Here is a 25,289-nt window from a genome sequence, read left to right as displayed (position 1 = left end):
GCCCATGACATCGGGCCGGGGTTTCTCCGAGGACATGCGGCTGGCACACGTGCTGGCCGACCAGGCGGACTCGATCAGCCTGGACCGGTTCAAGGCGCAGGACCTGACCGTGGACACCAAGCCGGACCTCACGCCGGTGACCGACGCCGACCGGGCGGTCGAGGAGCAGCTGCGGATCACGCTGAGCCGGGCACGCACGCGTGACGCCGTCCTCGGTGAGGAGTTCGGGACGACCGGGCACGGGCGCCGCCGGTGGGTGCTCGACCCGATCGACGGGACGAAGAACTTCGTCCGCGGGGTGCCGGTGTGGGCGACGCTCATCGCGCTCTTCGACGGGGACGAGCCGGTCGTCGGCCTGGTGTCCGCGCCGGCGCTGAACAAGCGCTGGTGGGCCGCGAAGGACGTGGGCGCGTGGACCGGCCGGAGGCTGGAGTCGGCGACCCGGTGCCGCGTCTCGGAGGTCTCCGAGCTCGGCGACGCGAGCCTGTCGTACTCCAGCCTCTCCGGCTGGGAGGAGCGCGGCGTCCTCGAGGGCTTCCTCGACCTGGCCCGCTCGGTGTGGCGGACCCGCGCCTACGGCGACTTCTGGAGCTACTGCCTGCTCGCCGAGGGGGCGGTGGACATCGCCTGCGAGCCCGAGGTGTCGGTCTGGGACCTCGCCGCGCTCGACGTCATCGTGCGGGAGGCCGGCGGTCGGTTCAGCGACCTCACCGGCGCCCCCGGACCGGCCGGTGGGCACGCGCTGGCCACCAACGGGAAGCTGCACGAGGCGGCGCTCGGCCACCTGCGGCTGCCCGAGCCGGTCAACCCGATGCAGTCTGCGCCTCCGGTACCGCCGGCCTGATCAATCGCGGGCCGGCACCACCACCGGCCCGGTCTCCCGCTGCGGCTCGACGGCGAGGCCGACTCCCCGACCGGCCAGCACCGCGGCTCCGATGGCCGACGCACTGCGCATCCGGAGATGACGGACCGGACTGCCCAGCGCATCCGCCAACGCCTGCTGGACGACGGCGGCCCGTGCGCCCCCGCCGCTGAGGACGACCGGCTCGCTACCGCTCAGCCCGCCCAGCAGCGCGGCCGCACCCGCGACCGCGGATGCCACGCCCTCGACTGCCGACCGGGCCAGGTCCGCCCGCGTCGCGCCCGGGTGCAGGCCGGTCCAGCTGCCGCGGTCGTCCGGACCTGCGATCCCCCCGCGCTCGCCGGTGAGGAAGGGCCGGAACACCACTCCCCCCGCGCCGGCCGGCGCCGACTCGGCGGCCCGGAGGAACTCCGCCCACGACAGCCCGAGGACCCCGCACACCCACTCCCAGGCGGAGCCGCCGTTCTGCAGCGCCGCCATCGCGTACCAGCCACCGGCGGTGTCGGCATAGGTGTGCACCACCGGCTCCAGGACCGGCTGCGGGTCCACCAGCGGGCGCAGCAGTTGGACGCCGGTGCCGAGGTTGATCTGCGTGTCCGGCCCGCCTGCGGCCACGAGCGCCAGCGGGGTGTCGGCACCGCCGACGACCACGGGCACCTCACCCAGCGGCAGCTGGGCCGTTCCGGCTACCACGTGGGAGGGGCGGACCGCCGGCAGCAGCTCCGCGGGCACACCGGCGGCCGTGGCGGCGGCCGCGGACCAGTCGTCGGCGACGACGTCCCACAGCAGGGTCGCCGAGGCGTCGCTGCGGTCGGTTGCCGTGGATCCCCGCAGGAGCGTCGCCCGCAGTGCGTCCTTGGGCAGCAGCACGGTCGCCGCCCGCACCACGACGTCGGGTTCGTGCCGGGCCAGCCAGGCGAGCATCGGGCCGGTCATCCCGGGGACCAGCGGGTTGGCCAGCGCGGCACGGTCGGGATCCGGCAGCGCCCGCCACCGGGCCAGCTCGCCGGTGGCCCGCTGGTCCGGCCACAGCAGGGCCGGCCGCAGGGCGCGGCCGTCCTCGTCCACGAGCACCGCGCCGTGCATCTGCCCCGAGAACCCGAGCGCCGCCACCCGCGCCCCGCGCAGGTCCGGGGCCAGCGCGGCGAGGGCGTCGTCGAGAGCGCTCCGCCAGGTCGCGACGTCGATCTCGGCCCGACCGGGAGCCGACCGGTCCAGGGCATAACGGCGTTCGGCCTCCGCGACCACGCTCCCGCCCGGGTCCAGCGCGACGAGCTTCAGGCCGCTGGTCCCGAGGTCGGCACCGAGCAGGACGTCGGACACGGGGGACGATCAGCCGTGGGCGAAGCCGCCGGGCCGGCCGTTGCGGTCGGCGAGCAGCCCGGCCAGCGTGGACAGCGCGATCTCCGCCGGCTCCCGTGAGCCGATGTCCAGGCCGATCGGCCGGTGCACCCGCGTGATCTCTCCCGGCGGCACGCCGAGCGCGCTCAGCGCCGCGACGTGCGGTCCCTCGTGGCGGGGATTGCCCATGACCCCGATCCACCGGGCGGGCCGGACCAGCGCGTCGCGCAGCACCTCCCCCAGCTCCTCCCGGTGGTGGTCGGTGACGACGACGTCGGCGGTACCGGCGGCGAGCTCGTCGTCCAGGTCGCCGAAGCTCCTGACCGTCACGTCCGCCGTCCCCTCCGGCGCGCCGCGAGGCTCGACGAGCACGGTGCGGAAGCCCAGCTCGGCCCCCCAGCGCAGCAGCACCTCCGACACCGGCGAGGCGAACACCGCGACGAGCAGCCGGTCTGCGCTCACGCGGCTCGCTCGGGGCTGTCGCCGTACGTGTACGCGGTGTTGGCGTACCGCCCTCCGACGGCGACTCCCGGCGGCGCGATGGCGTCGAGGTGGGCGAGGTCGTCCGGCGACAGTTCCACGGCGGCCGACCCGACGTTCTCCTCCAGGTAGCGACGACGCTTGGTGCCCGGGATCGGGACCACGTCGTCCCCCTGGGCCAGGACCCACGCCAGAGCCAGCTGGCCGGGCGTCACGCCCTTCTCGGCGGCCAGCCCGCGCACGGCGTCGACCAGGCGCAGGTTGGCGGCGAACGCGTCACCGGTGAACCGCGGGTGGGTGCGGCGCCAGTCGTCCTCGGCGAAGTCGGCCGGGCTGGTGATGGCGCCGGTGAGGAAGCCGCGGCCCAGCGGGCTGAACGGCACGATGCCGATGCCGTGCTCCCGGGCCACGCCCAGCACGGTGCTGCCGTCCGGCCCGGCCACCTCCAGATCGCGGGTCCACAGCGACCACTCGCTCTGCAGCGCGGCGATCGGGTGCACCGCGACCGCTCGCCGGATCGACGCCGCGCTGGCCTCCGACAGCCCGAGGTGGCGGACCTTGCCCTGCTGCACCAGCTCGGCCATCGCGCCCACGGTGTCCTCGATGGGGACCTTCGGGTCGACGCGGTGCTGGTAGTAGAGGTCGATGACGTCGACCCGCAGCCGGCGGAGGCTGGCCTCCGCGCAGGCCCGGACGTTCTCGGGGCGGCCGTCGATCACCTGTTCCCCCTCGGGAGTGCGCGAGAGGGAGAACTTGGTGGCCAGCTGCACCTCCTCCCGCCGGCCGGCGATCGCCTCGCCCACCAGCTCCTCGTTGTGCCCGTCGCCGTAGACGTCGGAGGTGTCGAGGAAGGTGACACCGAGGTCGAGCGCGCGGTGGATGGTGGCCAGCGACTCCTGCCGGTCGGCCGCGCCGTACATCTGGCTCATCCCCATGCAGCCCAGGCCGAGGGCGGAGACCTCCAGCCCGTCGCGGCCGAGGATGCGGGTACCGAGGTCGGAACTCATGCCCGCATCCTCGCCCGTCGCCTCCTCCGGCCGCCACCGCCGGGCTCTGGTGGAATGGGGTGCAGGGCACCGGTGGTCGGGGCCCTGCGAGGAGGCCCCGTGCAGTACGCCGAGTCCGTCGTCGACCTGGTCGGCAACACGCCCCTCGTGCGGCTCACCTCGGTGACCCGCGACCTGGGTCCCGATGCCCCGCTGGTACTGGCCAAGGTCGAGTACCTCAACCCCGGCGGGTCGGTGAAGGACCGGATCGCGGTCCGGATGGTCGACGCGGCCGAGGCCAGCGGTGAGCTGAAGCCGGGCGGCACGATCGTGGAGCCGACCAGTGGCAACACCGGCATCGGCCTGGCCCTGGTCGCCCAGCAGCGCGGCTACCGCTGCATCTTCGTCTGCCCCGACAAGGTGGGGCAGGAGAAGATCAACGTCCTGCGGGCGTACGGCGCGGAGGTCGTCGTCTGCCCCACGGCGGTCGACCCGGCCGACCCGCGCTCGTACTACTCGGTGTCGGACCGGCTGGCCCGCGAGACCCCCGGCGGATGGAAGCCCGACCAGTACTCCAACCCGGCCAACCCGCAGTCGCACTACGAGACGACCGGCCCGGAGATCTGGGCGCAGACCGAGGGCCGGGTGACCACGTTCGTCACCGGCATGGGCACCGGCGGCACGATCAGCGGCATCGGCCGCTACCTCAAGGAGATGTCCGGCGGCCGGGTGCGCGTCGTCGGCGCCGACCCGGAGGGGTCGGTGTACTCCGGCGGCACCGGGCGGCCCTACCTCGTGGAGGGGGTGGGCGAGGACTTCTGGCCCGCCACCTACGACCGGACGATCGCCGACGAGGTCATCGCCGTCTCCGACGGCGACTCCTTCGCCATGACCCGCCGGCTGGCCCGCGAGGAGGGCCTGCTGGTCGGCGGCTCGTGCGGCATGGCGGTGGTCGCCGCCCTGCGGGCCGCCGAGAAGCTCACCAGGGACGACGTCCTGGTCGTGCTGCTGCCCGACGGCGGCCGCGGATACCTCAACAAGATCTTCAACGACAAGTGGATGGCCGACTACGGATTCCTGGAGACCGCGTCCGGGGAGACCGTCGGCGAGCTGCTCGACGCCAAGAGCGGGAAGACGCCGACGCTCGTGCACACGCACCCCAACGAGACCGTCCGCGACGCCATCGACATCCTGCGCGAGTACGGCGTCAGCCAGCTCCCGGTCGTGCGCGCCGAGCCGCCCGTGACCGCCGGCGAGGTGGTGGGGTCGGTGGACGAGAAGACCCTGCTCGACGCCCTCTTCGCCGGAAAGGCCAGCCTCGCCGACCGCGTGGAGAGGCACATGTCACCGCCGCTGCCGATCATCGGGTCCGGTGAGCCGGTGACCGCGGCGGTCACCGCGCTGGGCTCCGCCGACGCGCTGCTGGTGCACGTCGAGGGCAAGCCCGCCGGCGTCGTCACCCGGCAGGACGTCCTCGGCCACCTCGCCGGCCTGAGCGCCGCCGGCGCCGGCTCCGGGGCGACCCGATGAGCGGCTTCAACACCCGTGCGATCCACGCCGGGCAGGAACCCGACCCGGCGACCGGCGCGGTCATCGTCCCCGTGCACCTCACGACGACCTACAAGCAGGACGGGGTCGGCGGCCTGCGCGGCGGCTACGAGTACAGCCGCAGCGGCAACCCGACGCGCACTGCCCTGCAGGACGCCCTGGCCGCCCTGGAGCAGGGCAGCCACGGCATGGCGTTCGCCTCGGGTCTCGCCGCCGAGGACACCCTGCTGCGGACCGTCTGCGAGCCGGGTTCGCACATCGTGCTCGGCGGCGACGCCTACGGCGGGACCTTCCGGTTGATCTCCCGGGTCGCCTCCCGCTGGGGCGTCGAGCACACCCCGGCCGACCTCAACGACCTCGACGCCCTGCGGACGGTCATGCGGCCGTCCACCCGGGTCATCTGGTGCGAGACACCGACCAACCCGCTGCTCAACATCGCCGACATCGCCCGGCTCGCGGAGTTCGCCCGCGAGCACGGCGCGCTCCTCGTCGTGGACAACACCTTCGCCTCGCCCTACCTGCAGCAGCCGCTGACCCTGGGCGCCGACGTGGTCGTCCACTCCACCACCAAGTACCTCGGCGGGCACTCCGACGTCGTCGGCGGCGCGCTGGTCACCGCGGACGCCGCGCTCGCCGAGCAGCTGGCCTACCACCAGAACGCGATGGGTGCGGTGGCCGGGCCGTTCGACGCGTGGCTGGTGCTGCGCGGCATCAAGACCCTCGGCGTCCGGATGGACCGGCACCAGGCCAACGCGGCCCGCATCGCGGGCTTCCTGCTCGACCACCCCGCCGTGGCCTCGGTCCTCTACCCCGGCCTTCCCGACCACCCCGGGCACGAGATCGCCGCGCGGCAGATGTCGGGCTTCGGCGGCATGCTCTCGTTCCGCCTCACCGGTGGGGAGGACCAGGCGCTGAAGGTGTGCGAGCGGGCCCGGGTGTTCACCCTGGCCGAGTCGCTCGGGGGCGTGGAGTCGCTCATCGAGCACCCCGGCCGGATGACCCACGCCAGCGCGGCCGGCTCACCCCTCGAGGTCCCCGCCGACCTGGTCCGCCTCTCGGTGGGCATCGAGGACGTCGACGACCTGCTCGCCGACCTGGAGGAGGCTCTCGCCTAGCCGCCTCGGGCGGACAGGACCTCCTCCAAGTGCTCGACCGTCGGGAACGGGCGCCCAGGTGTCGCCGGGGATGCCCTCCGGGTGGCCGGCACGGTCGTCGGGCCCGGACAGCGCAGTCGCCCCCACGACCCGCGCCCGGGGCTGCAGGCAGCGCGGATAGCCTGCACCGTGGTGTCCCACCCGTTCCCGAGGAGTCGCAGCGTGCCCAGTCCCTTCCTTTCCCGCCGCGGCGTCGCCGCCGCGCTCGCCGCGTCAGCGCTGCTGCTGTCCGCCTGCGGTGACGACGGCGGGGACGCGGCCACCGACGACGCCGCCCCGACGGAGGCCGCGCTGCCCAGCGTCTCGGTCGACGAGCAACTGGCCGCGCTGGTCCCCGAGGAGGTCGCCGAGGACGGCGTCATCACCGTCGGCAGCGACACGACCTACGCGCCCAGCGAGTTCATCGCCGAGGACGGCGAGACGATCGTGGGCTTCGACGTCGACCTGTTCTCGCTGGTGGCCCAGAAACTGGGCCTGGAGGCGGAGTTCCGGTCCGCGGACTTCGGTTCGATCATCGCCGGCGTGGGCTCCGGCCGGTACGAGGTCGGCGTCTCCTCGTTCACGATCAACCCGGAGCGCCTCGCCCAGGCCAACATGGTCAGCTACTACTCCGCCGGCACCCAGTGGGCCACCCGGAAGGGCAACCCCGACGACGTCGACCCGGACAACGCCTGCGGGCTGGCCGTCGCGGTGCAGGCGAACACCGTGCAGGTCGACGACATCACCGCCCGGTCGCAGGAGTGCGAGGCGAACGGCGAGGAGCCGATCGACATCCAGCAGTTCGAGGCGCAGAGCGACGCCACCGCGGCGATCGCCTCCGGCCGGGTCGCCGCCGGCCTCGCCGACTCCCCGGTCATGGCGTACGCGGTGCAGCAGACCAACGGCCAGCTCGAGCTGCTCGGTGACATCTACGAGGCCGCTCCGTACGGCTACGTGGTCCCGCAGGCGCAGACCGAGTTCGCCGAGGCGCTCGCGGGGGCGGTGCGGGCGCTCATCGACGAGGGGGCGTACACCGAGGTCCTGGAGAACTGGGGCGTGGAGGCCGGCGCCATCGACGACCCGACCGTCAACCCGACCGTCGGCTGACGTCCCCGACCGCACCGATGGCCTCCGACACGGCCGCCCAGACGGCCTCGCCGCCGGCACCGCCCGAGCAGATCCGGGCGGTGCCGGTCCGGCACCCCGGCCGCTGGATCGCCACCGCCGTCATCGCGGTGCTGGCCGCCATGTTCGTCCACATGCTGGCCACCAACCCGGTGTTCCAGTGGGACTTCATGCTCGACAACATGTTCTCGCCCCCGGTGCTCCGCGGGGCGCGGACGACGCTGGTCATGACGGTGGTCGCCATGGTCCTCGGCGTCCTGCTCGGCATCCTGCTGGCCGTCATGCGACTGTCGCCGAACCCGGTCGTCTCCGGCGCGGCCTGGACCTACATCTGGTTCTTCCGCGCGATCCCCCGCATCGTCCTGCTGTTCTTCATCGCCAACCTGGGCGCGCTCTACGCCTCCTACGAGCTGGGCTTCCCGTTCGACCAGCAGCTGATGGACCTGCTGGGCTTCGAGGGCGACTGGCGGTTCCTGAGCCTCGACGGCAACGAGATCTTCGTCGGGTTCACCGCCGGGCTGCTCGGCCTGGCGCTGTCCGAGGGCGCCTACATGGCCGAGATCGTGCGGGCCGGCATCCAGTCGGTGGACCCGGGGCAGGCGGAGGCGGCCGGGGCCCTGGGCATGAGCCGCGGCAAGACCATGCGACGGATCGTGCTGCCCCAGGCCATGCGGGTGATCATCCCGCCGACCGGCAACGAGACCATCGCGATGCTCAAGGACACCTCGCTGCTCATCGCGGTGCCGGTGACCACCGAGCTCAACTTCCAGCTGCGGGCCATCGGCAGCCGCACCTTCCAGATCATCCCGATGGCCGTGGCCTCGATCCTCTGGTACCTCGCGCTCACCAGTCTGCTGATGGTGGGCCAGTACTTCCTGGAGCGGCGCTTCAGCCGGGGGTTCGGGTCGCGGGAGACGCGCGCGCAGCGGGCCGCCCGCCGGGCGCGCGACGTGGGGAGCACGCATTGAGCACCGCAGCGACGCCGGGCGGGATCGCACCGGCCGCGGCTGGCCGCCCGCCGATGGTGAAGGCCGAGGGGGTGCACAAGTCCTTCGGTCACGTGCACGTGCTCAAAGGCATCGACCTCGAGGTCGCGCCACGGGAGGTCATGTGCATCATCGGCCCCTCGGGCTCGGGCAAGTCCACCTTCCTGCGGTGCATCAACCACCTGGAGCAGATCAGCGCCGGCCGGCTGTGGGTCGACGGCCACCTCGTCGGCTACCGCGAGAAGAACGGCAAGCTGCACGAGCTGCACGACCGCGACGTCGCCGCGCAGCGCCGCGACATCGGCATGGTGTTCCAGCGGTTCAACCTGTTCCCGCACATGACCGCGCTGGAGAACGTGGTCGAGGCGCCGGTGCAGGTCAAGCGGGTGCCCAAGGCCCAGGCGCGGGAGCGCGGCGCGGAGCTGCTCGAGCGGGTGGGGCTGGCCGACCGGATGCACAACTACCCGAACCAGCTCTCGGGCGGCCAGCAGCAGCGGGTGGCGATCGCCCGGGCCCTGGCCATGGAGCCCAAGCTCATGCTCTTCGACGAGCCGACGTCGGCCCTGGACCCGGAGCTGGTCGGCGAGGTCCTCGACGTCATGCGCGGGCTGGCCGCCGACGGCATGACGATGGTCGTGGTGACGCACGAGATGGGCTTCGCCCGGGAGGTCGGCGACACCCTGGTGTTCATGGACGACGGCGTGGTCGTGGAGTCGGGCGACCCCCGGCAGGTCCTCACCGACCCGCAGCACCAGCGGACCCAGGCCTTCCTGTCCAAGGTCCTCTAGGCCGGGGCGCCTGATGCCGGCGACGCGCCTGAGCGCCGTGGCCGCCCGCGGGCCGTCACCCGTGCAGCGGGAAGGCACGGGGTGCTGCGCCGGTTGCACGACCACCGGGCCGACCGAGGAGGATCCCGACCATGAGCACCACCGAGAGCACCCGTGACCTTGCCGCACTCGAGCAGGAGCGCGCCCGCATCCGGGACGCGTACCTGAGGCCGGCCGGGGAGCGTCCGGCGTCCACCGCACGCGGTCTGCACCACACGGCGCTCATCAGCAGCGACGTCGAGCGGACGGTGCGCTTCTACCAGGACGTGCTCGGCTTCCCGCTGACCGAGCTCATCGAGAACCGCGACTACCCGGGCTCGTCGCACTTCTTCTTCGACATCGGGCACGGCAACCTGCTGGCCTTCTTCGACTTCCCGGGGCTGGACGTGGGGCCGTACGCCGAGGTCCTGGGGGGCCTGCACCACATGGCCATCAGCGTCGAGCCCGACCGCTGGTCCGAACTCGTCGAGCGGCTCACCCGGGCCGGCGTGGAGCACGAGGTGCACAGCGGGGTCTCGGTCTACTTCCGCGACCCCGACGGTGCGCGCATCGAGCTCATCGCGGACCCCCTCGGCGAGATGTACGGGCACCACGTCCTCTGAACGGGAACCCGGACGGAGCCGCTGTCAGCGCTGACGGGTGTCCACCAGGTCGGCGTACTCGTCGTGCCTCTCGATCCAGCCGCGGACGAACGAGCACTTCGGGACGACCGTGCCACGCTTCGCGCGCACGTCGTCGAGGGCGGCGCGGACGAGCGTGCTGCCCAGACCCGACCGGTCCGAGTCCTGGTCGGTCTCGGTGTGGGTGAACACCAGCGTGTCCCCCTGCCGCTGGTAGTCGGCGTGGCCGAGCAGCTGCTCGCCGTCGCGGATCTCGTACCGGTTCGCTTCGGGGACGTCCTTGACCGTGGGCTCCATGCCGCTCCCCTACCCCGCCGGAGGGGCCGGGATCACTCGGGAAGGGAGCGGGCCCTCGTCGGGCAGCGCGCACGGCCCCGCGGACGTCGACCAGTTCGTCGTCGCCGGGCTCCGGGCGGTGCACCACGAGGCCCCCCGCGTCGTCCACCCCGAAGACGTCCGGCGCGAGCGCCTCGCAGGCGCGCAGCCAGAAGCCGGGGTCGGAGAGGTCGATGTCGTCCAGGGAACCGTCGCCGAAGGAAGCGCCGTCGACGTGGCCGGCGTCCACGGCCATGAGCGCCTCGGGCGGTGACGGTCAACGGTGACTGTCACGCTGGAGAGTCGCGGGGTGGTGCACGGCACACCTCACGCCGCCCCGTACGCAGACGGGCCGGTACGCAGACGGGCCGGTACGCAGACGGGCCGGTACGCAGAAGGAGCCCGGTCACCGTGGTGACCGGGCCCCTTCCTCGTAGCGGGGACAGGATTCGAACCTGTGACCTCTGGGTTATGAGCCCAGCGAGCTACCGAGCTGCTCCACCCCGCGTCGGCAGGACCTACGGTACACGCCACGTAAGACCGCCTCGCCGGCCCCCCGCCGTCCCACCGCGCCTCCTCGGCGTCTCCGGGGAGGCCCGGGAAGGTGGCGCGGCGAGCCGCGCACCGCGGTACCCGTCACCGGTGAGGCGCCTCCGGCCGACCCCTCGGCCGTCGTGGGTACCACTCCGTCACACGGGCACCAGACGCGTGCGCGCCTTCCATCCCGTGGGTACCGGCCCGCTTACAGTCCGCTACGTGGTGGGGGACGAGGCGGCGAGCATGTTCGCCGGGCAGCCACAGCCGGTGGAGATCCACCACCGCGGGATCTGGTACTCCGGCGAGCTGGTCGGCTGGCGGCACGGGAGCGACGGCCGGGTGTCGGCCCGGGTGCGCTGCCGGGTCGACGGCCTGCGCCACTCGGCGTGGATGGACCTGGCCGACCTGCGCCTGCCCGACCCCGCGCGCCCTCCGCACAAGGAGCGGTTCCCGGCCGTCGTCCGGCGTCCCGCGACCTCCGCCGCCACGTACGCGCCCGCGGACGAGGACGACGCCACGCGTCCGCACGCCCTCCTCGCGGGCATGCGCACCCGGCCGGCGAAGCCCGCCCACGCCGTCGCGCCACCGCCCCCGGTCCCGCCCGCAGCGCTTCCGCCGGCTCCCGGCCCGGAGGAGCCGGCCGAGTTCCCGCGGCGCTCCGCGCCGGCCACCCCCGTGGTCCGCCGCAACCAGCAGCTGCGCCGACGCGAGGCCTACCTCAGCATCGTCTGACGGTCATCCGCGACCATCCCAGCCGGTCGACCGCGGCACGGGTGGTCCCGCGCGAGGCCACCCCCGGCATCGCCGCCCGCACCGTGCAGGGTCACCACCGGCGGTGCGGCCAGGTCGGGCGTGGACGGCGGCCGGCACGTGCAGAGTGCAGCCGGCTCGGCGGCCGACCCCAGCGCGTGGGTCCGCGGGCCCGGCAACGGCCGACGACATCCCTCGTATCGCCCTCCGGCACCGCCGAACGGATGCACGAGCGCGCTGCTGGACGACCTCCTCGATCCGTGCCACACCTGTCGCATGACCTCCACGGGCCCACGGGAGCCCGGACAGCGGCCCCGGTCGGACTCCGTGCCAGCGACAGAGAGGACGGACGGTCATGGGCGTCGACGAGCTCCGCCGATCTCGCACCGCACTGCTGGTCACGTACCGGCGGAGCGGCGAAGCGGTCGCCACACCGGTGAGCCTGGCCGTCACCGGTGGCCGGGCCTACTTCGTCACGGCGGTCGACAGCGGCAAGGCCAGGCGGCTCGCGCGCGATCCCCGTGTTCGGATGGCTCCCTGCACCGTCCGGGGTGATCGGCTGGGCGCAGATGTGCCCGGGCGGGCCCGGCTGCTCGAGCCGGCCACCCTCCGGCACCTGACGGGTGTGCTTCGGCCCACGGGTCCGCTCTTCGGGAGCTGGCTGATGTACCGGCTGCGCGGAAGGACGATGGCGCTCTACGAGGTGACGTTCGACGACCCCGGGGCGCACGGGGAATCGACCGGCGACGAGCGCGCGTAACCGGACCATCGCACCGCACGTCCAGCCGGTCCAGGAATCCCGGAGATGAAGCGGGGAACCCGCCCCAGAGACGACGAAAGCTGACGCAACTGCGCCGGCTTCCTTCGCTGCGGACCGGTTTCCGGCCCGCCGTGAGTAGCGGGGGGACCGGCCGAATCACCGCTCCCGGTGTTCGGCCTCGCCTGTTCCTGCAGGTCACCGCACCATGCGTAGGCATCTGCACACCCCCGTGCTGGTCCATGTCCGCGCTCCCTGCCCGACTGGCCGGGATGCGGAAGTGATCTTGACATCCGAGGGGGACAGTCGACCGCTGACGATCACCGCACAACGGCAACGTCGCGTCGCGTCGGACAACTCATCCTGGCCGGTTCCGTTTCTTCGGCACGACAGGCGAGCGGCATGACACCTCGCCGGAGAATCAGTAGCTTTCGGACGTGCCACTGGCCGCCCAGCAAGGGCTCGATCCCCACCTACTGCCCGCTACCGTGGCAAGTTGCTCAGCGTCCTTGGTGGCGATCGTGGGCGGCCTCTTCGCATCGCGCATCATCTCCGTTCAGCAGGAAGCCGGGCAGCGCCGGGCTGAGAAGGCACGCCTGCAGGCCGACTACGACCGGTTGCGCGAACAGCGCAAGCTGGTCGATGAGGATCTCCTGACCGTCCAGGCCCGCGAATGGCTCGCCCGGGCGTTGCCGTTCCTCGCACGTGCCCACGCAGAGATCAGCTGCGCGACGCTCCTAAAGCACGTGCCCGCCGAGCGCTTAGAGCCCGAACTGGAACCCTTCCTCGAGAAGTGCAAGGTCGTGATGAGGGACACCTGGGGCACCCTGAGCCAGGCCTCGGACGACGATGAGCTGCTGCCACATCTGTGGCGATCCGCGCGGACTCGATACAGGCTCGAACGAGCGGATCCCTTCGAGGACCGGGTCGCGGCGGAGGCGTACAAGGAAGCGTTCTTGCAGCGCGCTCGATCCACGTCTGACACGGCCCAACTTCAGGATCCCCCTGTAGGAGGCCTGAGTGACCCCGTGGCTGCGGCCCTGCAGGGACTCACACCTGCCGCGCAACTGAAAAGTGAACTGTTGCGTCTTGATCCGGAGCTGGGATTCGTCCGAGCTCGGCTCGCCGGCCTCGATGCAGCCACCGCGCCACCCCGATACACCCCCCTCCTGGCATCGCTCGCCCTCGCCACTGCAGTGGGGGTCCTTTTCCCACTCGCTCTCATTGCCGCGCAGCCGCGCACGATCCACTGGTCGATCCGGCTAATGCTGGTGCTCGCCGCGGCGGTGAGCTTTGCCGGAGTGCTGGCAGCGCTGATGCTGGAGGCACGCTCGTCCGCCTCCTCTCGCTCTGGCACACGAGGGTCCGCCGAGCCCAAGGACGAAGGCGCTGGGTCTACCGTTCGGTCCACGAGCGGCGCGATTGCGTCGCGGTAGCCGGGTACCACTAGGGAGCGCGGCGGGTTGGAACGCAACGATCTTCCTCCGCTCGTCATGGCGCTCGCGGAAGACGCCGATAGACGACAGTGGACGGTCGTCTGGAACAAGGCCCGCAACTCGTTCCTGATCTTGTGCCCGTGTCCCGCCAGCCACTTCTGGGGGATCCGTCCGGTGACGTCGAGCACCCTGCGGGACGGCACCGCACGGACCTACCTGGAGGAGCACACTTGTTGGTCCCAGGAGACGACACCATGACCACATACAGCGTCCGGTTGCACGCCTACCTCGACCATGCCCAACGGCGCGAGGTGATCGCCCTCATCAGCGACCTGCTCCCGGAGCGCTACGCCCCGACGGATATGGGCGGGAGCTTCCGCACGGGGGTGTTCGACATCTGGCTCACCGTGACTGCTGACGACCCCAGCGCGGCAGGGCAACTGGCGGAAGAAGCACTCAAAGCCACGGCCGCCGAAGCCGAGAGCCGGCTCTCAGGGCAAGCGCCCGCGGCGGCGGGACCCCCTTGGCTGAGCATCAAGGAGGTCCAGGCCGATGAAGTCGTGTTTGCAGCGGGGAACATCGACCTGCTCCAGGGCTGAACCGCCCTACGACGTGATGAGCTCGTGCGCCTCGCCGACGGAGACGGTGGACATGGCCAACCGCCTCTCCGGAGGCCGCCGCAGCCGATCTCCTTCGCGAGCCTCTGCCGACTCACTGGCCCGGCTGATCACGTCCGACACCCGCCGTACGGCAGTGCCGACCGAAGGGGCATCCGTCTCGACCCAGAGAGTGAACCGCTGATCGGCGACGTTTCCCCCAACCTCGACCGTGCTGCCGTCACTTGACAGCTCCCCCGTGACGTCTTCCACGAGGGACAGCACGTCGACGTGCCGGTCTGCAGATACCTGGCAGTCGACCCTGACCTCATAGCGAGGCGACGGCAGTCCCAACAGCAGCCGGGCTCTTTCAGATGCGACAAGAGGCCGGAGCCAAGGGCCCCCGGCCATCACTACAGCGCGCGCCGCATGTTGTGCCAAGCGAACGCCAGGCAGTCCCAGCAGCGCCCGCGCTGCATCGCTGAAGGCGATCCCAGTCATAGCGGCTCCTCTGCTCAGCCCGACCTGCGGTCCGAGGCGGAGAGCGTACCGCCGGCCACCCTCATCGGCTGGGTGCAGGGGCCTGCCCCAGATGCCACACGAGGCGGCTCTGCCGAGGGCGGACAGCCGGTTCCGACGGTCGTCCGCCATCAGAAGGGGGCGTCATGCACTTGCCCCTTCCGACAGCCGTGCGCATGTGGACGCTGGGCCAGTGCGGTGCGACTCCCTCGGCGCTGGTCGCCTGACAGGCGATCGGGCCGGACGGCTTGAGCGCACCATCCCCGAGGGCATCGTGCGCAGGTGTGGGTCGCCGCCGGCGGCCGCTGCACGATGTTGCAACCGCTACTTGGTCGTCGACGAGCACACCGGTGCCGCCGTCCACATCAGCCAGCTGGCGCACATCGTCGGGTGGACGACGACCAGTCGGGTCAGAATCCGCCGTCACCACCGGCGTCTCCGGCGTCCCCGCTCCCGTCTCCAGCGGAGTCGCCAGCATCCCCGAAGTCCGCCGCGTCGACGTCTCCGTCCAGGTCACCCGAGTCCAAGTCGGCGGCTGCGTCCATTGCGTCCGCGTCGCCGTCACCTGAGAGTTCGCCCGCCGTGTCCGCCTCTTGGTCGCCCAGGTCAGCGTCGAGTGCGTCGGCCGCCGCCTGTGCGTCAGCGTCGCCCTCACCTACCTCCGACTCCGCCTCCGCTACCTCGGCGTCGAGGTCGGGACTGTCCGCCTCCTCGCCGACCGTGGACTCCGCGTCGGGGTCACGGTGCTCGGCCGACTCGGGGCTCGGCACACCCTCGTAGTCGACCTCGCTCTCCTGCTCACGGGCGTCCTTATCCGCCTCGGCCATGTCCGCCACGGACTCGACCAGGCCGGCCACCGGCTTGTCGGCGTAGAAGTCGGTGTTCGAGAGGTCCGGCATCGGTGCAGCCGCGACGTTGAATGCGCTCACCACGCCGCCGACCAGACCGGCGGCTACCTCGTTGGCCTTGCTCACCGCGTTCTCACTGCTTCACCTCAAGGGGGGCGCACTCCGTGGGAGCGACTCCGGCGGCGGTGCACCAGGCCAGCGCGGCGTCCGGGGTGTCGAAGGGCTGACCGGCCAGGCTCAGCCACCAGCTGTCGTCCATGTCGGGTAGGGACAGATCGTCGGCGCGGACAAGAACGACCGGGAACCGGAAGGTCAGGTCTCGATGCCACCCGGCGTAGGCGGCCGCTGATGTCTCGTCGGTGACCTGACCGGCTGCGATGCGTGCCACCCAGTGTCCCCGAAGGTCATCGGCAGTCGGGGCGTTGGCGGCCCGCAGGCTCATCAGCCAGGGTGTGCCCAGCTGTGCGGTCGCCGTGCTGCTCGTTGCGCTCTTTTCGATGTTCTGGACGATCGCCGTACCGCCCAGCAGCAATGCCGTGACGGCAACCCAGGCGCCGATGGCCACACCGATCGCGCCTCTGGTCAGGCCGCCGCCGCCCTGCCGCCAGCGAGCCGCGGCCGTGGCTGCGAGCAGGAACGCCAGCACGCAGATGGCGCAGACGGGGACAAGCTCCCACAGGTGCGCGTTGATGACGGTGAACGTCGACCACACCGCGCGGGCGGCGCCCGCCGCGGTCGCCAGTGCGACGACCAGCACCGCGGCATCCGGCACCTTCAGCCCACTCATCCCCACCACGAGGACGGCGACCCCGATCAGAAACATGACGGCTGCCATCCACGACGGCCACAACCAGGGCTGTCCGTGTGTCGGCCACGGCGGGGCCGCGCTGCGTGCTGCGCCGGAAGCACGCAGGAACAGCTCCCCGGTGATCTGGTCGAGGACGAGCGGGACCAGCGCCAAGCCGGTGATGAGGCCGCTCGACCACAGCAACGGGGTCCCGGAGGCGTGCTGACGCAGCGGGCGCCAACTGGTGGGCTTCCTGCCCTTCTTGGGCTTCTTCTCGGGGATGGGATCGGCGGCGATCGTCCGGGCGTGGATGGTCGTCTCCGGCTCGGGCAGTTCAGGCATCGTCGTGGGTCCCTCCCCGGTTGGTGCGGTGCTTGGCCAGGAGCGCGCGGCGACGGCGGGCCCATTGCCGCTGGCTGTCCGAGGCTTGGGCGTACGTGAACGCCTGAGCGCAGTAGCTCTCGGCGGGCGTCAGGCCGTGACCGGCGGCGCGCAGAGCATCCGGCCAGCTCAGTCCGGGCCTCGCCAGGCGCGCGTCGCGAACCCGGGACGCGCCTCGCTGCCCGGTGCATACGACCGGGCACTCCTGGCACCACAACCGCAACGGCGCGGTCGGGATTGCGGCGAGCGTTCGGCCGGTGGTCGGCGCGGTGCCCGCGATCTTTAGCTCCCCGGGATCGACAGTGACCACCGCCGGGCCGAGCATGTCGGCCGCGAGCACGATCGCCGATCCTGGGCGCAGGCGAGCCAGGTCCTGTTCGCTTTCCGGCAGCGTCAGTGACGCGGCGAGAACCGCCCGCTCCTCGGCATCCACAGTGCGATGCGCGATAACCGTGCCGACCAGCTTGCGGACTTCCGGGATGAGCCGGGAAGGGGCCTGCTCAACGACGATGAACCCTTCCCCGGCGGCCCTGAGCTCGGCCATCGCGTCCGCGAAAACCTGGGCGCCGTCGTTCACGTAGCCGCTGGCTCCCCCTGCCGAAAGGATGCGGTGGGCCTCCTCGACCACGGTCACGTGACCCAGGCCAGGCGTGGGGTGGTGCTCGCGGTGGGACACAAGCCCGGCTAGCAGGAGGCTGAGCAGCAGGGCGCGTTCCCGGGGGCCGGCGAACTCGCGGGCGAGGATCACGGTCGGGCGTGACAGGAGATTGGCCCAATCGATGCCGGCGTCGGCATCGCCGAGGAGGGCGCTGCCGAGGCTGCCGTCGGTGAGCAGCTCCAGTCGGTTCATCAGGGCACCCTGCAGCTCCGACTTGGTGCTTGCGGGGTAGTCCGAGTGCGTGATCAGTTCGCGGACGGTCGCGTAAAGCCGCGGCAGGGTCGGCTGCGGCTCGGACAGGGTGTAGTGCACCGCCCGGGCGAGGATGGACGCCGCCGCCGGGTACTGCCGGCTGAGGTCGTACGCGGCGTCGAAAGCCGCGGCGACGCGGGTCGCGAAGACGGTGCGAGGAACCCCGGTCGGGCACGCCAGGGGGTTGAACACGACATCATCGCCGCCCAGCTCGACGAGCCTGCACTGGTCCCCCAGCGCTGCCGCCAGTGCGCGGTAGTCGGTCTTGGCCGGATCGAGGACGAGGAACGGGACGCGCGGCGCATCCTCGTCGTCGGGCCAGAGCTGGCGCAGGATCGACTGGACCGTCGTCGTTTTGCCGTAGCCGGGCAGGCCGGCCACGAGCAGATGCCGGTTGATTTCGGAGTGGGCAAGGGTCACCGTGTCGCCGGAGGGCCCGTGGCCCAGCACCACGCAGGCGCGGTCGGGTGTCACTGCGGAGGCCAACCCCCGGGGCAGGCTACTGGTCGGCTCGGTCCGCAGGCCCGGCAGCCCCTCCGGGCCCGGCAGCGGCAGGCGGAACGCGGCACTCGCCTCGTGGGGATCGAACAGGTGCAGCAGCTCGGCCAGCTCCGGATCTTCCGGCGGGCGTACGGGCTGGCTCTGCATCAGCTGCAGTAGCGCCCTGGCGTTGGTCAGCTCCCCGGGGGTGGCAGGGCGGACGATGTCGAAAGTGCCCACGGGGTCGCCGGTCTCCCAGGAGCGGGTGAGATCAGCACCAACGACCTCGGGCGCACCGTCCGGGACGGGCACGCCGGGGCAGGCCAGCAAGACCCGCAGATGCACGCAGGCGCGGGGCAGGTCGCGCAGCCACTGGCGGTACCCGGTCACGACGGCTGCGAGCAGGGGGTTGCTGCCCAGCTCGTCCTTGTAGTTCTCCCACAGCCGGGAGATCTCGTCGCGGATCCAGCCCAGCACGTCCGGGCTGGCGGCGCGCGGCTCGAGATGGACGATCAGCTGCGCGCCCGGCGGCAGGCGGTGCAGGGCACCTAGTGAGGCCACGAGATTGACGCGCGTCCACGCCCAGCGCAGCAGGACCGGGAACGCCGGTCGGCTGCTGCCGGCGTCCCCCTCGGGGTCGCTGGACTCGATGGCGCGGCGAATCTCGGCCAGGTGGGTGGGGGCCCAGGGAATCTCGTCATCGACGTCCAGCAGGCGGTGGAGCAGCTCAGGCGCCGCATCCTCGACGACGAACTCCGGCGGCAGCGTCGCCAGCAGGCGGGCGCGCAGGCTCGCGGCGTCCTCACGCGAGTTGGCCGCGCCGAGGAGCAGGATGCGCAGGACCCGGGAGGTGCGGCCGCTGCGGGTCTCCTCGTGGACCACCATGCGCAGTTGCAGCGCGCCGGGCCGGCGCTGACCGCTCTCGGCGAGCGCCCGCAGCATGGCCACCTGGCGGCCGAACGCCTCCCGTAGATGGGTGAGCGCATCGGTATCCCGCCCGCGAACGGACGGCAGCCAGGGCAGTTCGAGGCCGAAAACATGCCGATTGGCGACGCGCAGAAGGGGGGCCGTAGAACCGGGGCTGAGCGCTGAGGTCACATCATGGCCGTACTGCACACGACGTCGTCGTACGGCAAGAGAGCGTCGAGCCCCGGCACGATGAGGCTGCCGGGGGCTTGGACCGCCTTGACGATGCTCATGGCCTGACCGGTGTTGCTCCCGACCAGGATGTGCAGGACATCGTCGCGCTCCTCGAGCAGCCAGATGGGCTCCATGGCCATCACCTTCGGCGCGCGCTGCTGGACCAGAGCGATGACCCAATCCATGAGGACCGGAGACTCGGGAAGGATCACGACGTCCTCGCCGGGGAACGCCTCGGAGAGCAGGACCGGCAGGTCGTCCAGGCCTGGAACGGACTCGTCGAGCACCATCAGGATGAGCGACCGGCCATCGTCTTCTACCTGAACAAGACCGCGGACTGCCTTCACCGGACCAAGCGCCCGCTTCCATGCGCCGATGAGTCGTGAGTCGCGGCCAAGCCGCTCGGGAACTGCTATCTCGATGACCGCGTCCTCGTCGGCGGCCATGGCCCCGGCCTCGATCGGCGCTGGCCGCCCGGACACTGTGAGGTTCGGAAGGACGCCCTTGGCTCTGCTGAGTTCACGTGCGTTCTGGATGGCCGCGATGTTGACGTTCGCTTGAGCGTCGATGTGCGCGCGATCGAGCTCTGCATCGATGCGCTTAGAGTCGACCGCAATGCGCCGGCTCTCCAGCTCGGCCTCCATCTGGAGCTTGAAGCGCTCATGCGCCTGTTCGCGCGCTTGCCGGAGCAGCTCCGGGTTCTCCCATTCGACCACTGTGATGTCGCGAGCCGCAGCGTTCACCTTGGCGCGTTCGATCACCTCGTGATCGACCTTTCTTGCCTTCTGCTCCTCGAGCATCTCCTCGTACTTCGGGTCGCTGCTGTACCCGGTGACGTGGACGCTGTCGACGACATAAAGATCCTTGAGAAGGCGCGGCTTCACGCCCTTGGAGGTGTAGATCGGCTGAGCCTTGACCTCCTCGTGCGTCCGACCGGCGAACATGTCCCTGACGAACTGCTGCATCTCACCGTGCAGTTCGGAGGTGAGCGCCTCCATGAAGGACAACCCTCGCGCCAGCAGCCGGCGACGCAGCGAGCCGTAGCCTTCATCCTGGTTGAGAGCCACAAAGGCGTGCAGCTGGACGTAGGGGAGCTCCCACCCATCGGCGAGGGCCACCTGGTGAACTGTGGTTCCGATCTTGATGTCGCTGCGAAGGAGACGCGCGTACGTCCACTTGCCCCGCTTCAGACGGTGCTTTACGCGCTGGAAGTACGTGCCAGCGCGCGTGCCGATGTCGTAGACGTCCTCGAGCCTCCCGTTCTGGAAGACAACGATGAGCTCGTCGTTCTTCGGCTCGACCGGACCGACGAGCGACTGTTCCGGGCCGGCCAGGGTCGGCGTTGTCATCGGATCCCCCGGGATGCTCGAACGGCAGGCAAGGGAGTATGCCTGCGCTCGCGGACTTGCGGAAGGAAGTCGGACGCCCTAGAGGCTTTCCCGTCTCGTTATCGGACTTCCACCCACATCGAGTTCTGGCTCATCGATCAGGAGAACGCCAACAACGACCTGTCCGCGGTCGTGGCCGATGCCGCGGCAACCGTCGCGGCGCTGCGCGCCGAGGGCAAGACGGTGTTCCTGCACTGCGTCCACGCCGAGACCCGCACGCCCGTCGTGGCAGCCGCCTACGGCGCCCGGCTCACCGCCAGCTCGTTCCGCGACGCTCTCGACCGGGTGCGAGCCGTCCTGCCGTCGGCGCACCCTCGGCCGTCCATCGTCCACACCCTCGAAAAGGAGTTGGCATGAGCAATCTGAACGAACACCTCGACGACCTCGACCCCACGCCGGCCGTCCGCAGCCTGGCCGCCGCCGTGGCCGGGCGGACCGCCGTGGAGTCCCACCGGCAGGAGCAGTACGTCAGCCTCCGCCCGTCGATGGAAGGCGCGGTCGCGGTCTACCTTCACCGCACCTACGCCTCGATCGCCCTGCCGCCGGAACGCGCCGCGTCCCTCGCCGCCCAAATCCCCGGCTCCCAACTGCGGAAGAAGACACCCGCCACCAGCTACCTCGTGCTGCCCGACCAGATCCTGACCGAGCAACCGCAACTGAGCGCCGACATCGCCGACGAAGCGGTCGCCTGGCGCGCCACCGGACCGAAGTCCCGCGTCGGCTCCGCCCATCACGCGAAGACCGAGAAGGAAGAAAAAGGTCTGCCCGGTCCACTGGTTCCCGCTGCTGCCCAGCGGCGTCTGCGCCGAGTGCGCGTGACTCTCTTGAGCGATCACGCCGCCTAAGTCGCCAACATCGCCCTCTGAGGTGCTCGGCTCCGCGAAGCGACCCGCGCGGCGCAGCCACACGACCCAGCAGGGACGGGCGCACGAGGGTGGGCGTGGGTCTGACCGACAGTGTGCTGATGGCCGGGAGAGGCGCGTTCGGCACCATGAGGCACATGCGCCGCGAACTCGTCTTCACCGCCTACCCCAGCCGCGCGGAACTGGCACGGCGGATCACGCTGGCCGAGGCCGGGCTGAAGGAGCGGGCCGACCTGCAGGAGTAAATCCGCGCCCACCCGCAGATCCTCGGCCCGGGTGTGCGCATCGTGACCTACGAGTTCGACAAGTGGGTGTCCGGATCCGGCAGTCACGGCGACCGCCTGGACTTGCTCGGACTTGACGAGGACGGGCGGCTCGTCCTCGCCGAACTGAAGCGGGACGGTGCCCCCGACACCGTTGAGATGCAGGCGATCAAGTACGCCGCCTACGCGTCGCGGTTCAAGGTCGAAACGCTCGCCGCCTGCCACGCTGACTATCTGCGCCGCACCCTCGGCGACCCGGCGATCACCGACGACGCGCTGGCGCAGCTGGACGAGCACTGCGGCGGGCTGGACCCGGAGGAGCTCGCCGCGGTGCGCATCGTCCTAGTCGCCGGCTCGTTCCCCGAGCCGGTCACCTCCTCCGTCGTATGGCTGTGCACCCAGGGCGAGCTCGACATCACGCTGATCGAGATGGGCGCCTACCAGTGCGCTCATGACCTCGTCATCACGGTGTCCCAGATGTGGCCGCTTCCGGAGGCCGACGAGCTCACCGTCAGCCCCGTCGCGCCGACGATCAAGGCGGCCGGACCGACGGCGCGGCGCCGCACGACGACGAACGCCGTCGCGCCGCTGGCCGCGTCCGGCGCGATCGGCGACGGCACCGAGCTCCGCCTCGTGCCGGCCAGCAGCTACGCCGGCAAGCTCGCTCAGTGGGTAGCCGAACAGCCGGAACGCGGGCGCGCGATTTGGCGGGCGGGTGAGCGAGTGCGGGCGCTGGAGTGGCCGGCGACTCCGCCCGGTACTCCGCCTCGGGACTGGCCGAGCACATCGTGAAGCTGGCCGCGGGCAAAGAAACGTCCATCGTCGGGCCGGAGTGGTGGGCCTTGGAGGACGGCACCACCCTGGCCGAGCTCGCCGGCACGTCACCGGGTCGACGGGACTAGACCCCGCTGCACCAGCTGCTGCACGTGCTCAAGCCAGGCGAGTGGACGACGTACGGCGATCTCGCCGAGGCCATGGGCTCACACGCCATGGCCGTCGGTCAGCACCTGGCGCGGTGCGAGGACTGCGAGAACGCCTACCGGGTTCTCGGTTCCGACCGGCGCCCGCGGGCGAACTTCACCTGGAGCGACCCCGGTGAGACCCGGACCTGCCGGGAGGTGCTCAAGGACGAGGGCGTCACGTTCAGCTCGACTGGTGCCGCCGACCCGGCGCAGCGCCTGGCTGCCGACCAGCTTCGTGCCCGGCTCGGAGGCCGCAACGCCACGGCGCCCTAGCGCCGGCAAATCCGCGCTCGGTAGGTCCCCGTCGGCGTCACCTGCCCTACCGGCCGGCCAGCGGCCACTCGACGGCATGGGGCAGAGCCCCGGGCCGCACTCAGCCGTCGGAGGGCGGCAGCTGCTTGCGTCGTCGCGTCTCGCGCTCCCGCATGCCGTCCCGGATGACTTCATCGAGCCGGTCACCGCCGCGCATGCGGTCGAGCAGCGATGCGTCCCGGACCGCCTCGAGTGCGTCCTGGCCAGCCTGCACGTAGCCCCGTCGGCGTCCGCGCTCTTCGGCCTCGTCGAGCTCGAGGCCGTGCTGGACGTCGGCCTTGGTCATGCCAACCGTCGCCCCGGGGTTGTGAACATTCTTCTGACGGTTCCAGGCGTTCCAGTTCTTACTCGTACCCTCCGGCACGTCACCCCTCCTTCGTCCCGGCAGTGCGGCCGCGGGGCCCTCACCCGGGTAGGTGTGTCGTCCGACCGGTGGCATCGCTGGTGAGGCCGTCGGCTCAGCAGCCCGGTCGGCGCTAGATCGGCGTGCTGTCAGCTGGGGTCAAGCCCACGGAGGCGGGCCGCGGCCTGGTCGATCGTGAGCGTCCCGTCTCGCAAGTCGCGGTAGACCCGCTCGATTACATCGGGATCGATCCCGGCAGCGCGCGCCTCATCGCGCAGAGAGGCCAGTCCGATCTCGTCCCGCAGTGCCCGGGCGATCGACTCGGTGTCCCGGGCCTGCAGATAGGCGGCAGCCTCCTGCTGTCCGCGCCGGAACAGGAGGGTCCCGGCTGCGGGGCCACCGAAGCTGGCTGACGCGGCAGCCAGGATGTAGAGGACAGCTTTCAGCATGACGAGCCTCTCAAGCGGCAGTGGGGACGGAGACGCCCGGCCGGCTGGCGGAGGCGGTCACAGAGTGGGAACGGTCGAGCGGGACGGGAGTCGTCAGCACAGTGGCCGCCGAGGCGAGTCGGGCAGAGACCACGACCCCTCGGGGTAGAACGACACAGAGGTCGCACACCGCGCCGAACGGGGCGAAGAAATGGTCCCCGGAGGCAACCACGATGCGCCCATAGTTGCGCGAGAGCAGCTCTCGGCCAGCCTCTGTCAGCGCCCGGTCGGCCTCGTCGGGCCCAGAGCGGCACACCTGCCACCGGAGGTTCCTGGCCGCCAGTTCGGCGCCGTAGCGAACGAGCACGTGACGTTGGGCAGCCACAAGCCGGTAGTGCACCGGACCGGCCAGGGCGAGGACTTCGTCGAGCCGAACGCCGAGGTCGGGGGCGCTGATCAACACGCCATCGGCGCTGTAGCTGAGGTTCTTCAGGTCGATGAGCAAAAGCCGTGCGACCCGCCGCCGGCAGTTGCGGCACTCCTCCCCCGGGGCGGGTCGTGTAGTTGATGTCGTCCCCCGGCGGCCGCAGTCGCTCGCTGGCGCCCGACGGCTTCAGGCGGACCTGGCCGGGACTGACCCCGCCCGCGGTGAGCCTGACCCCGTGTCATCGGCGCCGGCCCAGGGTCGGCAGCCCGCCGGAGACCGTGCGCACGCTGCTCGAGCGAGTAGCGGCGGGCGTGGGTCCGTCGTGACGCGGGGGCGGTTCCAGCTGCTCGTACAGCCGCGCCAGCCGCAGCCGGGTCGGGTGGAAGGCCGGCAGATCCTGTTCGGCGAGCTGATCGGCGGCCGCGTCCAGCGCCGCCCGCGCCAAGGCCACCTGCCCCCATCCGATCAACGTGGCCGCCTCGCCCAGCCGCGCCTCCCACGCCGGTCGTGTGCGCTTCGGCCCGACCGCGGCGGACAGCGGTGCGCGGCCGGTGGCCTGGTCCAGCAGGCCCAGCTGGCCCCGCACGTCCCGCAGCGCCCGGTTGACCACCCGGCGGGCGCGCTGGCCGCGGGTTTCCGCAGCACGAGCGACCAGCAGCTGCTCGGCGCGCAGCAGTTCCTCCCGCGCTTCCCGCAGCCGGCCCGCGGTGACCAAGAGGCGCGTCTGACGGCGGGCGCGCGCAGCAATCTGCTCGGCCGCATCGGCGGGGCCGGCGTCGGACTGCATGCCTCCATGCTGGCCGACCGGCGGCCGCGGAAGCGTCACCTCGCCGAGGGAAACGCGGAGCTCTCGGACGGATCTCTCACCAAGCCGAGGGCCCGCTGGACCAGGCCGCAGCCGAACTGGCGCAGATCCTCCCGGGCACCGTGGTCAGCGGG

General features: G+C 71.5%; 28 protein-coding genes and 1 tRNA gene. 16 read left to right on the top strand and 13 right to left on the bottom strand.

The window, feature by feature from the left end:
• Nucleotides 1–4 precede the first annotated feature (4 nt).
• Entirely contained in the window at nucleotides 5–844 is an 840-nt protein-coding gene (gene hisN, locus ACFSHS_RS02800) for a histidinol-phosphatase (RefSeq protein ID WP_376871435.1), read from the top strand.
• Here hisN and ACFSHS_RS02795 read toward each other — a convergent pair whose 3' ends face one another.
• The 3 genes from ACFSHS_RS02795 to ACFSHS_RS02785 are packed head-to-tail and all read right to left on the bottom strand — an operon-like array spanning nucleotide 845 to nucleotide 3,690.
• Complete coding sequence (locus tag ACFSHS_RS02795) at nucleotides 845–2,185, bottom strand: FGGY family carbohydrate kinase (protein ID WP_376871433.1); 1,341 nt, start codon at nucleotides 2,183–2,185, stop codon at nucleotides 845–847.
• Between the two features lie 9 nt (nucleotides 2,186–2,194).
• The gene (locus tag ACFSHS_RS02790) at nucleotides 2,195–2,665 is read right to left on the bottom strand and encodes an XdhC family protein (RefSeq protein WP_376871430.1); all 471 of its coding nucleotides are present in this window, start codon (nucleotides 2,663–2,665) and stop codon (nucleotides 2,195–2,197) included.
• The gene (locus ACFSHS_RS02785) at nucleotides 2,662–3,690 is read right to left on the bottom strand and encodes an aldo/keto reductase (protein WP_376871428.1); all 1,029 of its coding nucleotides are present in this window, start codon (nucleotides 3,688–3,690) and stop codon (nucleotides 2,662–2,664) included. The genes ACFSHS_RS02790 and ACFSHS_RS02785 overlap by 4 nt, the downstream gene beginning before the upstream one ends.
• 99 nt (nucleotides 3,691–3,789) lie before the next feature.
• On the opposite strand from ACFSHS_RS02785, the gene ACFSHS_RS02780 reads away from it, so the two are divergent.
• From ACFSHS_RS02780 to ACFSHS_RS02755, 6 genes are all read left to right on the top strand, one after another.
• Complete coding sequence (locus ACFSHS_RS02780) at nucleotides 3,790–5,199, top strand: cystathionine beta-synthase (RefSeq protein WP_376871425.1); 1,410 nt, start codon at nucleotides 3,790–3,792, stop codon at nucleotides 5,197–5,199.
• Complete coding sequence (locus ACFSHS_RS02775) at nucleotides 5,196–6,332, top strand: cystathionine gamma-synthase (RefSeq protein ID WP_376871422.1); 1,137 nt, start codon at nucleotides 5,196–5,198, stop codon at nucleotides 6,330–6,332. The genes ACFSHS_RS02780 and ACFSHS_RS02775 overlap by 4 nt, the downstream gene beginning before the upstream one ends.
• A 201-nt stretch (nucleotides 6,333–6,533) precedes the next feature.
• Complete coding sequence (locus tag ACFSHS_RS02770; RefSeq protein ID WP_376871419.1) at nucleotides 6,534–7,457, top strand: ABC transporter substrate-binding protein; 924 nt, start codon at nucleotides 6,534–6,536, stop codon at nucleotides 7,455–7,457.
• Between the two features lie 17 nt (nucleotides 7,458–7,474).
• Nucleotides 7,475–8,443 carry an amino acid ABC transporter permease gene (locus ACFSHS_RS02765; protein WP_376871416.1) on the top strand — a complete coding sequence of 323 codons (969 nt, stop codon included), beginning with the start codon at nucleotides 7,475–7,477 and terminating at the stop codon, nucleotides 8,441–8,443.
• Nucleotides 8,440–9,249, top strand: coding sequence for an amino acid ABC transporter ATP-binding protein (locus tag ACFSHS_RS02760; RefSeq protein ID WP_458199636.1), 810 nt, complete (start codon nucleotides 8,440–8,442; stop codon nucleotides 9,247–9,249). Before ACFSHS_RS02765 ends, ACFSHS_RS02760 begins: the two co-directional genes overlap by 4 nt.
• Nucleotides 9,250–9,380: 131 nt before the next feature.
• Complete coding sequence (locus ACFSHS_RS02755) at nucleotides 9,381–9,890, top strand: VOC family protein (protein WP_376871413.1); 510 nt, start codon at nucleotides 9,381–9,383, stop codon at nucleotides 9,888–9,890.
• A gap of 24 nt (nucleotides 9,891–9,914) precedes the next feature.
• Here the strand turns inward: ACFSHS_RS02755 and ACFSHS_RS02750 are convergent, their stop codons facing one another.
• Nucleotides 9,915–10,205 carry a GNAT family N-acetyltransferase gene (locus tag ACFSHS_RS02750; protein WP_376871410.1) on the bottom strand — a complete coding sequence of 97 codons (291 nt, stop codon included), beginning with the start codon at nucleotides 10,203–10,205 and terminating at the stop codon, nucleotides 9,915–9,917.
• On the opposite strand from ACFSHS_RS02750, the gene ACFSHS_RS02745 reads away from it, so the two are divergent.
• The gene (locus ACFSHS_RS02745; protein ID WP_376871408.1) at nucleotides 10,204–10,497 is read left to right on the top strand and encodes a hypothetical protein; all 294 of its coding nucleotides are present in this window, start codon (nucleotides 10,204–10,206) and stop codon (nucleotides 10,495–10,497) included. The two genes, ACFSHS_RS02750 and ACFSHS_RS02745, sit on opposite strands and share 2 nt — an antisense overlap.
• Nucleotides 10,498–10,657: 160 nt before the next feature.
• Here ACFSHS_RS02745 and ACFSHS_RS02740 read toward each other — a convergent pair.
• Nucleotides 10,658–10,731 (bottom strand) — tRNA-Met (locus ACFSHS_RS02740).
• Nucleotides 10,732–10,979: 248 nt separating this feature from the next.
• Between ACFSHS_RS02740 and ACFSHS_RS02735 the strand changes: the two genes are divergently transcribed.
• From ACFSHS_RS02735 to ACFSHS_RS02720, 4 genes are all read left to right on the top strand, one after another.
• Entirely contained in the window at nucleotides 10,980–11,492 is a 513-nt protein-coding gene (locus ACFSHS_RS02735) for a hypothetical protein (protein ID WP_376871405.1), read from the top strand.
• 373 nt (nucleotides 11,493–11,865) lie between these two features.
• Complete coding sequence (locus ACFSHS_RS02730; protein WP_376871402.1) at nucleotides 11,866–12,270, top strand: PPOX class F420-dependent oxidoreductase; 405 nt, start codon at nucleotides 11,866–11,868, stop codon at nucleotides 12,268–12,270.
• Nucleotides 12,271–12,704: 434 nt separating this feature from the next.
• On the top strand, nucleotides 12,705–13,703 hold the full coding sequence (locus ACFSHS_RS02725; protein WP_376871400.1) for a hypothetical protein: 999 nt from the start codon (nucleotides 12,705–12,707) through the stop codon (nucleotides 13,701–13,703).
• A 254-nt stretch (nucleotides 13,704–13,957) separates the two neighbouring features.
• Nucleotides 13,958–14,302 carry a hypothetical protein gene (locus tag ACFSHS_RS02720; protein WP_376871398.1) on the top strand — a complete coding sequence of 115 codons (345 nt, stop codon included), beginning with the start codon at nucleotides 13,958–13,960 and terminating at the stop codon, nucleotides 14,300–14,302.
• Nucleotides 14,303–15,228: 926 nt separating this feature from the next.
• On the opposite strand, the gene ACFSHS_RS02715 is transcribed toward ACFSHS_RS02720, so the two are convergent.
• From ACFSHS_RS02715 to ACFSHS_RS02700, 4 genes are read right to left on the bottom strand one after another with little or no spacing between them, the layout of a single operon-like run.
• Nucleotides 15,229–15,792, bottom strand: coding sequence for a hypothetical protein (locus ACFSHS_RS02715; RefSeq protein WP_376871395.1), 564 nt, complete (start codon nucleotides 15,790–15,792; stop codon nucleotides 15,229–15,231).
• A gap of 7 nt (nucleotides 15,793–15,799) precedes the next feature.
• Nucleotides 15,800–16,795 carry a hypothetical protein gene (locus tag ACFSHS_RS02710; protein ID WP_376871393.1) on the bottom strand — a complete coding sequence of 332 codons (996 nt, stop codon included), beginning with the start codon at nucleotides 16,793–16,795 and terminating at the stop codon, nucleotides 15,800–15,802.
• Complete coding sequence (locus ACFSHS_RS02705; RefSeq protein WP_376871391.1) at nucleotides 16,788–19,322, bottom strand: ATP-binding protein; 2,535 nt, start codon at nucleotides 19,320–19,322, stop codon at nucleotides 16,788–16,790. Before ACFSHS_RS02705 ends, ACFSHS_RS02710 begins: the two co-directional genes overlap by 8 nt.
• A complete protein-coding gene (locus ACFSHS_RS02700; protein ID WP_376871389.1) occupies nucleotides 19,319–20,713 on the bottom strand; it encodes a hypothetical protein in 1,395 nt (464 codons plus the stop codon). The genes ACFSHS_RS02705 and ACFSHS_RS02700 overlap by 4 nt, the downstream gene beginning before the upstream one ends.
• A gap of 171 nt (nucleotides 20,714–20,884) precedes the next feature.
• Here ACFSHS_RS02700 and ACFSHS_RS02695 point away from each other — a divergent pair, with 171 nt between their 5' ends.
• The 4 genes from ACFSHS_RS02695 to ACFSHS_RS02680 all read left to right on the top strand — a co-directional run bounded on the left by ACFSHS_RS02695 (nucleotide 20,885) and on the right by ACFSHS_RS02680 (nucleotide 23,113).
• Nucleotides 20,885–21,109: a hypothetical protein gene (locus ACFSHS_RS02695; RefSeq protein WP_376871387.1), complete on the top strand. Its 225-nt coding sequence runs from the start codon at nucleotides 20,885–20,887 to the stop codon at nucleotides 21,107–21,109.
• Nucleotides 21,106–21,597: a hypothetical protein gene (locus ACFSHS_RS02690; RefSeq protein ID WP_376871384.1), complete on the top strand. Its 492-nt coding sequence runs from the start codon at nucleotides 21,106–21,108 to the stop codon at nucleotides 21,595–21,597. The genes ACFSHS_RS02695 and ACFSHS_RS02690 overlap by 4 nt, the downstream gene beginning before the upstream one ends.
• 296 nt (nucleotides 21,598–21,893) lie before the next feature.
• Entirely contained in the window at nucleotides 21,894–22,670 is a 777-nt protein-coding gene (locus ACFSHS_RS02685) for a hypothetical protein (protein WP_376871381.1), read from the top strand.
• Between the two features lie 134 nt (nucleotides 22,671–22,804).
• Nucleotides 22,805–23,113 (top strand): MGMT family protein, encoded by a 309-nt coding sequence (locus tag ACFSHS_RS02680; protein WP_376871379.1) that lies wholly within the window; start codon nucleotides 22,805–22,807, stop codon nucleotides 23,111–23,113.
• Between the two features lie 100 nt (nucleotides 23,114–23,213).
• Here the strand turns inward: ACFSHS_RS02680 and ACFSHS_RS02675 are convergent, their stop codons facing one another.
• The 4 genes from ACFSHS_RS02675 to ACFSHS_RS02660 all read right to left on the bottom strand — a co-directional run bounded on the left by ACFSHS_RS02675 (nucleotide 23,214) and on the right by ACFSHS_RS02660 (nucleotide 25,137).
• The gene (locus ACFSHS_RS02675; protein WP_376871377.1) at nucleotides 23,214–23,516 is read right to left on the bottom strand and encodes a hypothetical protein; all 303 of its coding nucleotides are present in this window, start codon (nucleotides 23,514–23,516) and stop codon (nucleotides 23,214–23,216) included.
• A 128-nt stretch (nucleotides 23,517–23,644) separates the two neighbouring features.
• Nucleotides 23,645–23,944: a hypothetical protein gene (locus ACFSHS_RS02670; RefSeq protein WP_376871375.1), complete on the bottom strand. Its 300-nt coding sequence runs from the start codon at nucleotides 23,942–23,944 to the stop codon at nucleotides 23,645–23,647.
• Nucleotides 23,945–23,954: 10 nt separating this feature from the next.
• The gene (locus ACFSHS_RS02665) at nucleotides 23,955–24,428 is read right to left on the bottom strand and encodes a hypothetical protein (protein ID WP_376871373.1); all 474 of its coding nucleotides are present in this window, start codon (nucleotides 24,426–24,428) and stop codon (nucleotides 23,955–23,957) included.
• A gap of 160 nt (nucleotides 24,429–24,588) precedes the next feature.
• Nucleotides 24,589–25,137, bottom strand: coding sequence for a hypothetical protein (locus ACFSHS_RS02660; RefSeq protein WP_376871371.1), 549 nt, complete (start codon nucleotides 25,135–25,137; stop codon nucleotides 24,589–24,591).
• Between the last annotated feature and the right edge of the window lie 152 nt (nucleotides 25,138–25,289).

Source organism: Blastococcus deserti (assembly GCF_042682525.1).
GTDB lineage: Bacteria > Actinomycetota > Actinomycetes > Mycobacteriales > Geodermatophilaceae > Blastococcus_B > Blastococcus_B deserti.
The sequence above is the reverse complement of the archived record's forward strand: the minus strand, read 5'-3'. Positions and strand labels throughout refer to the sequence as shown.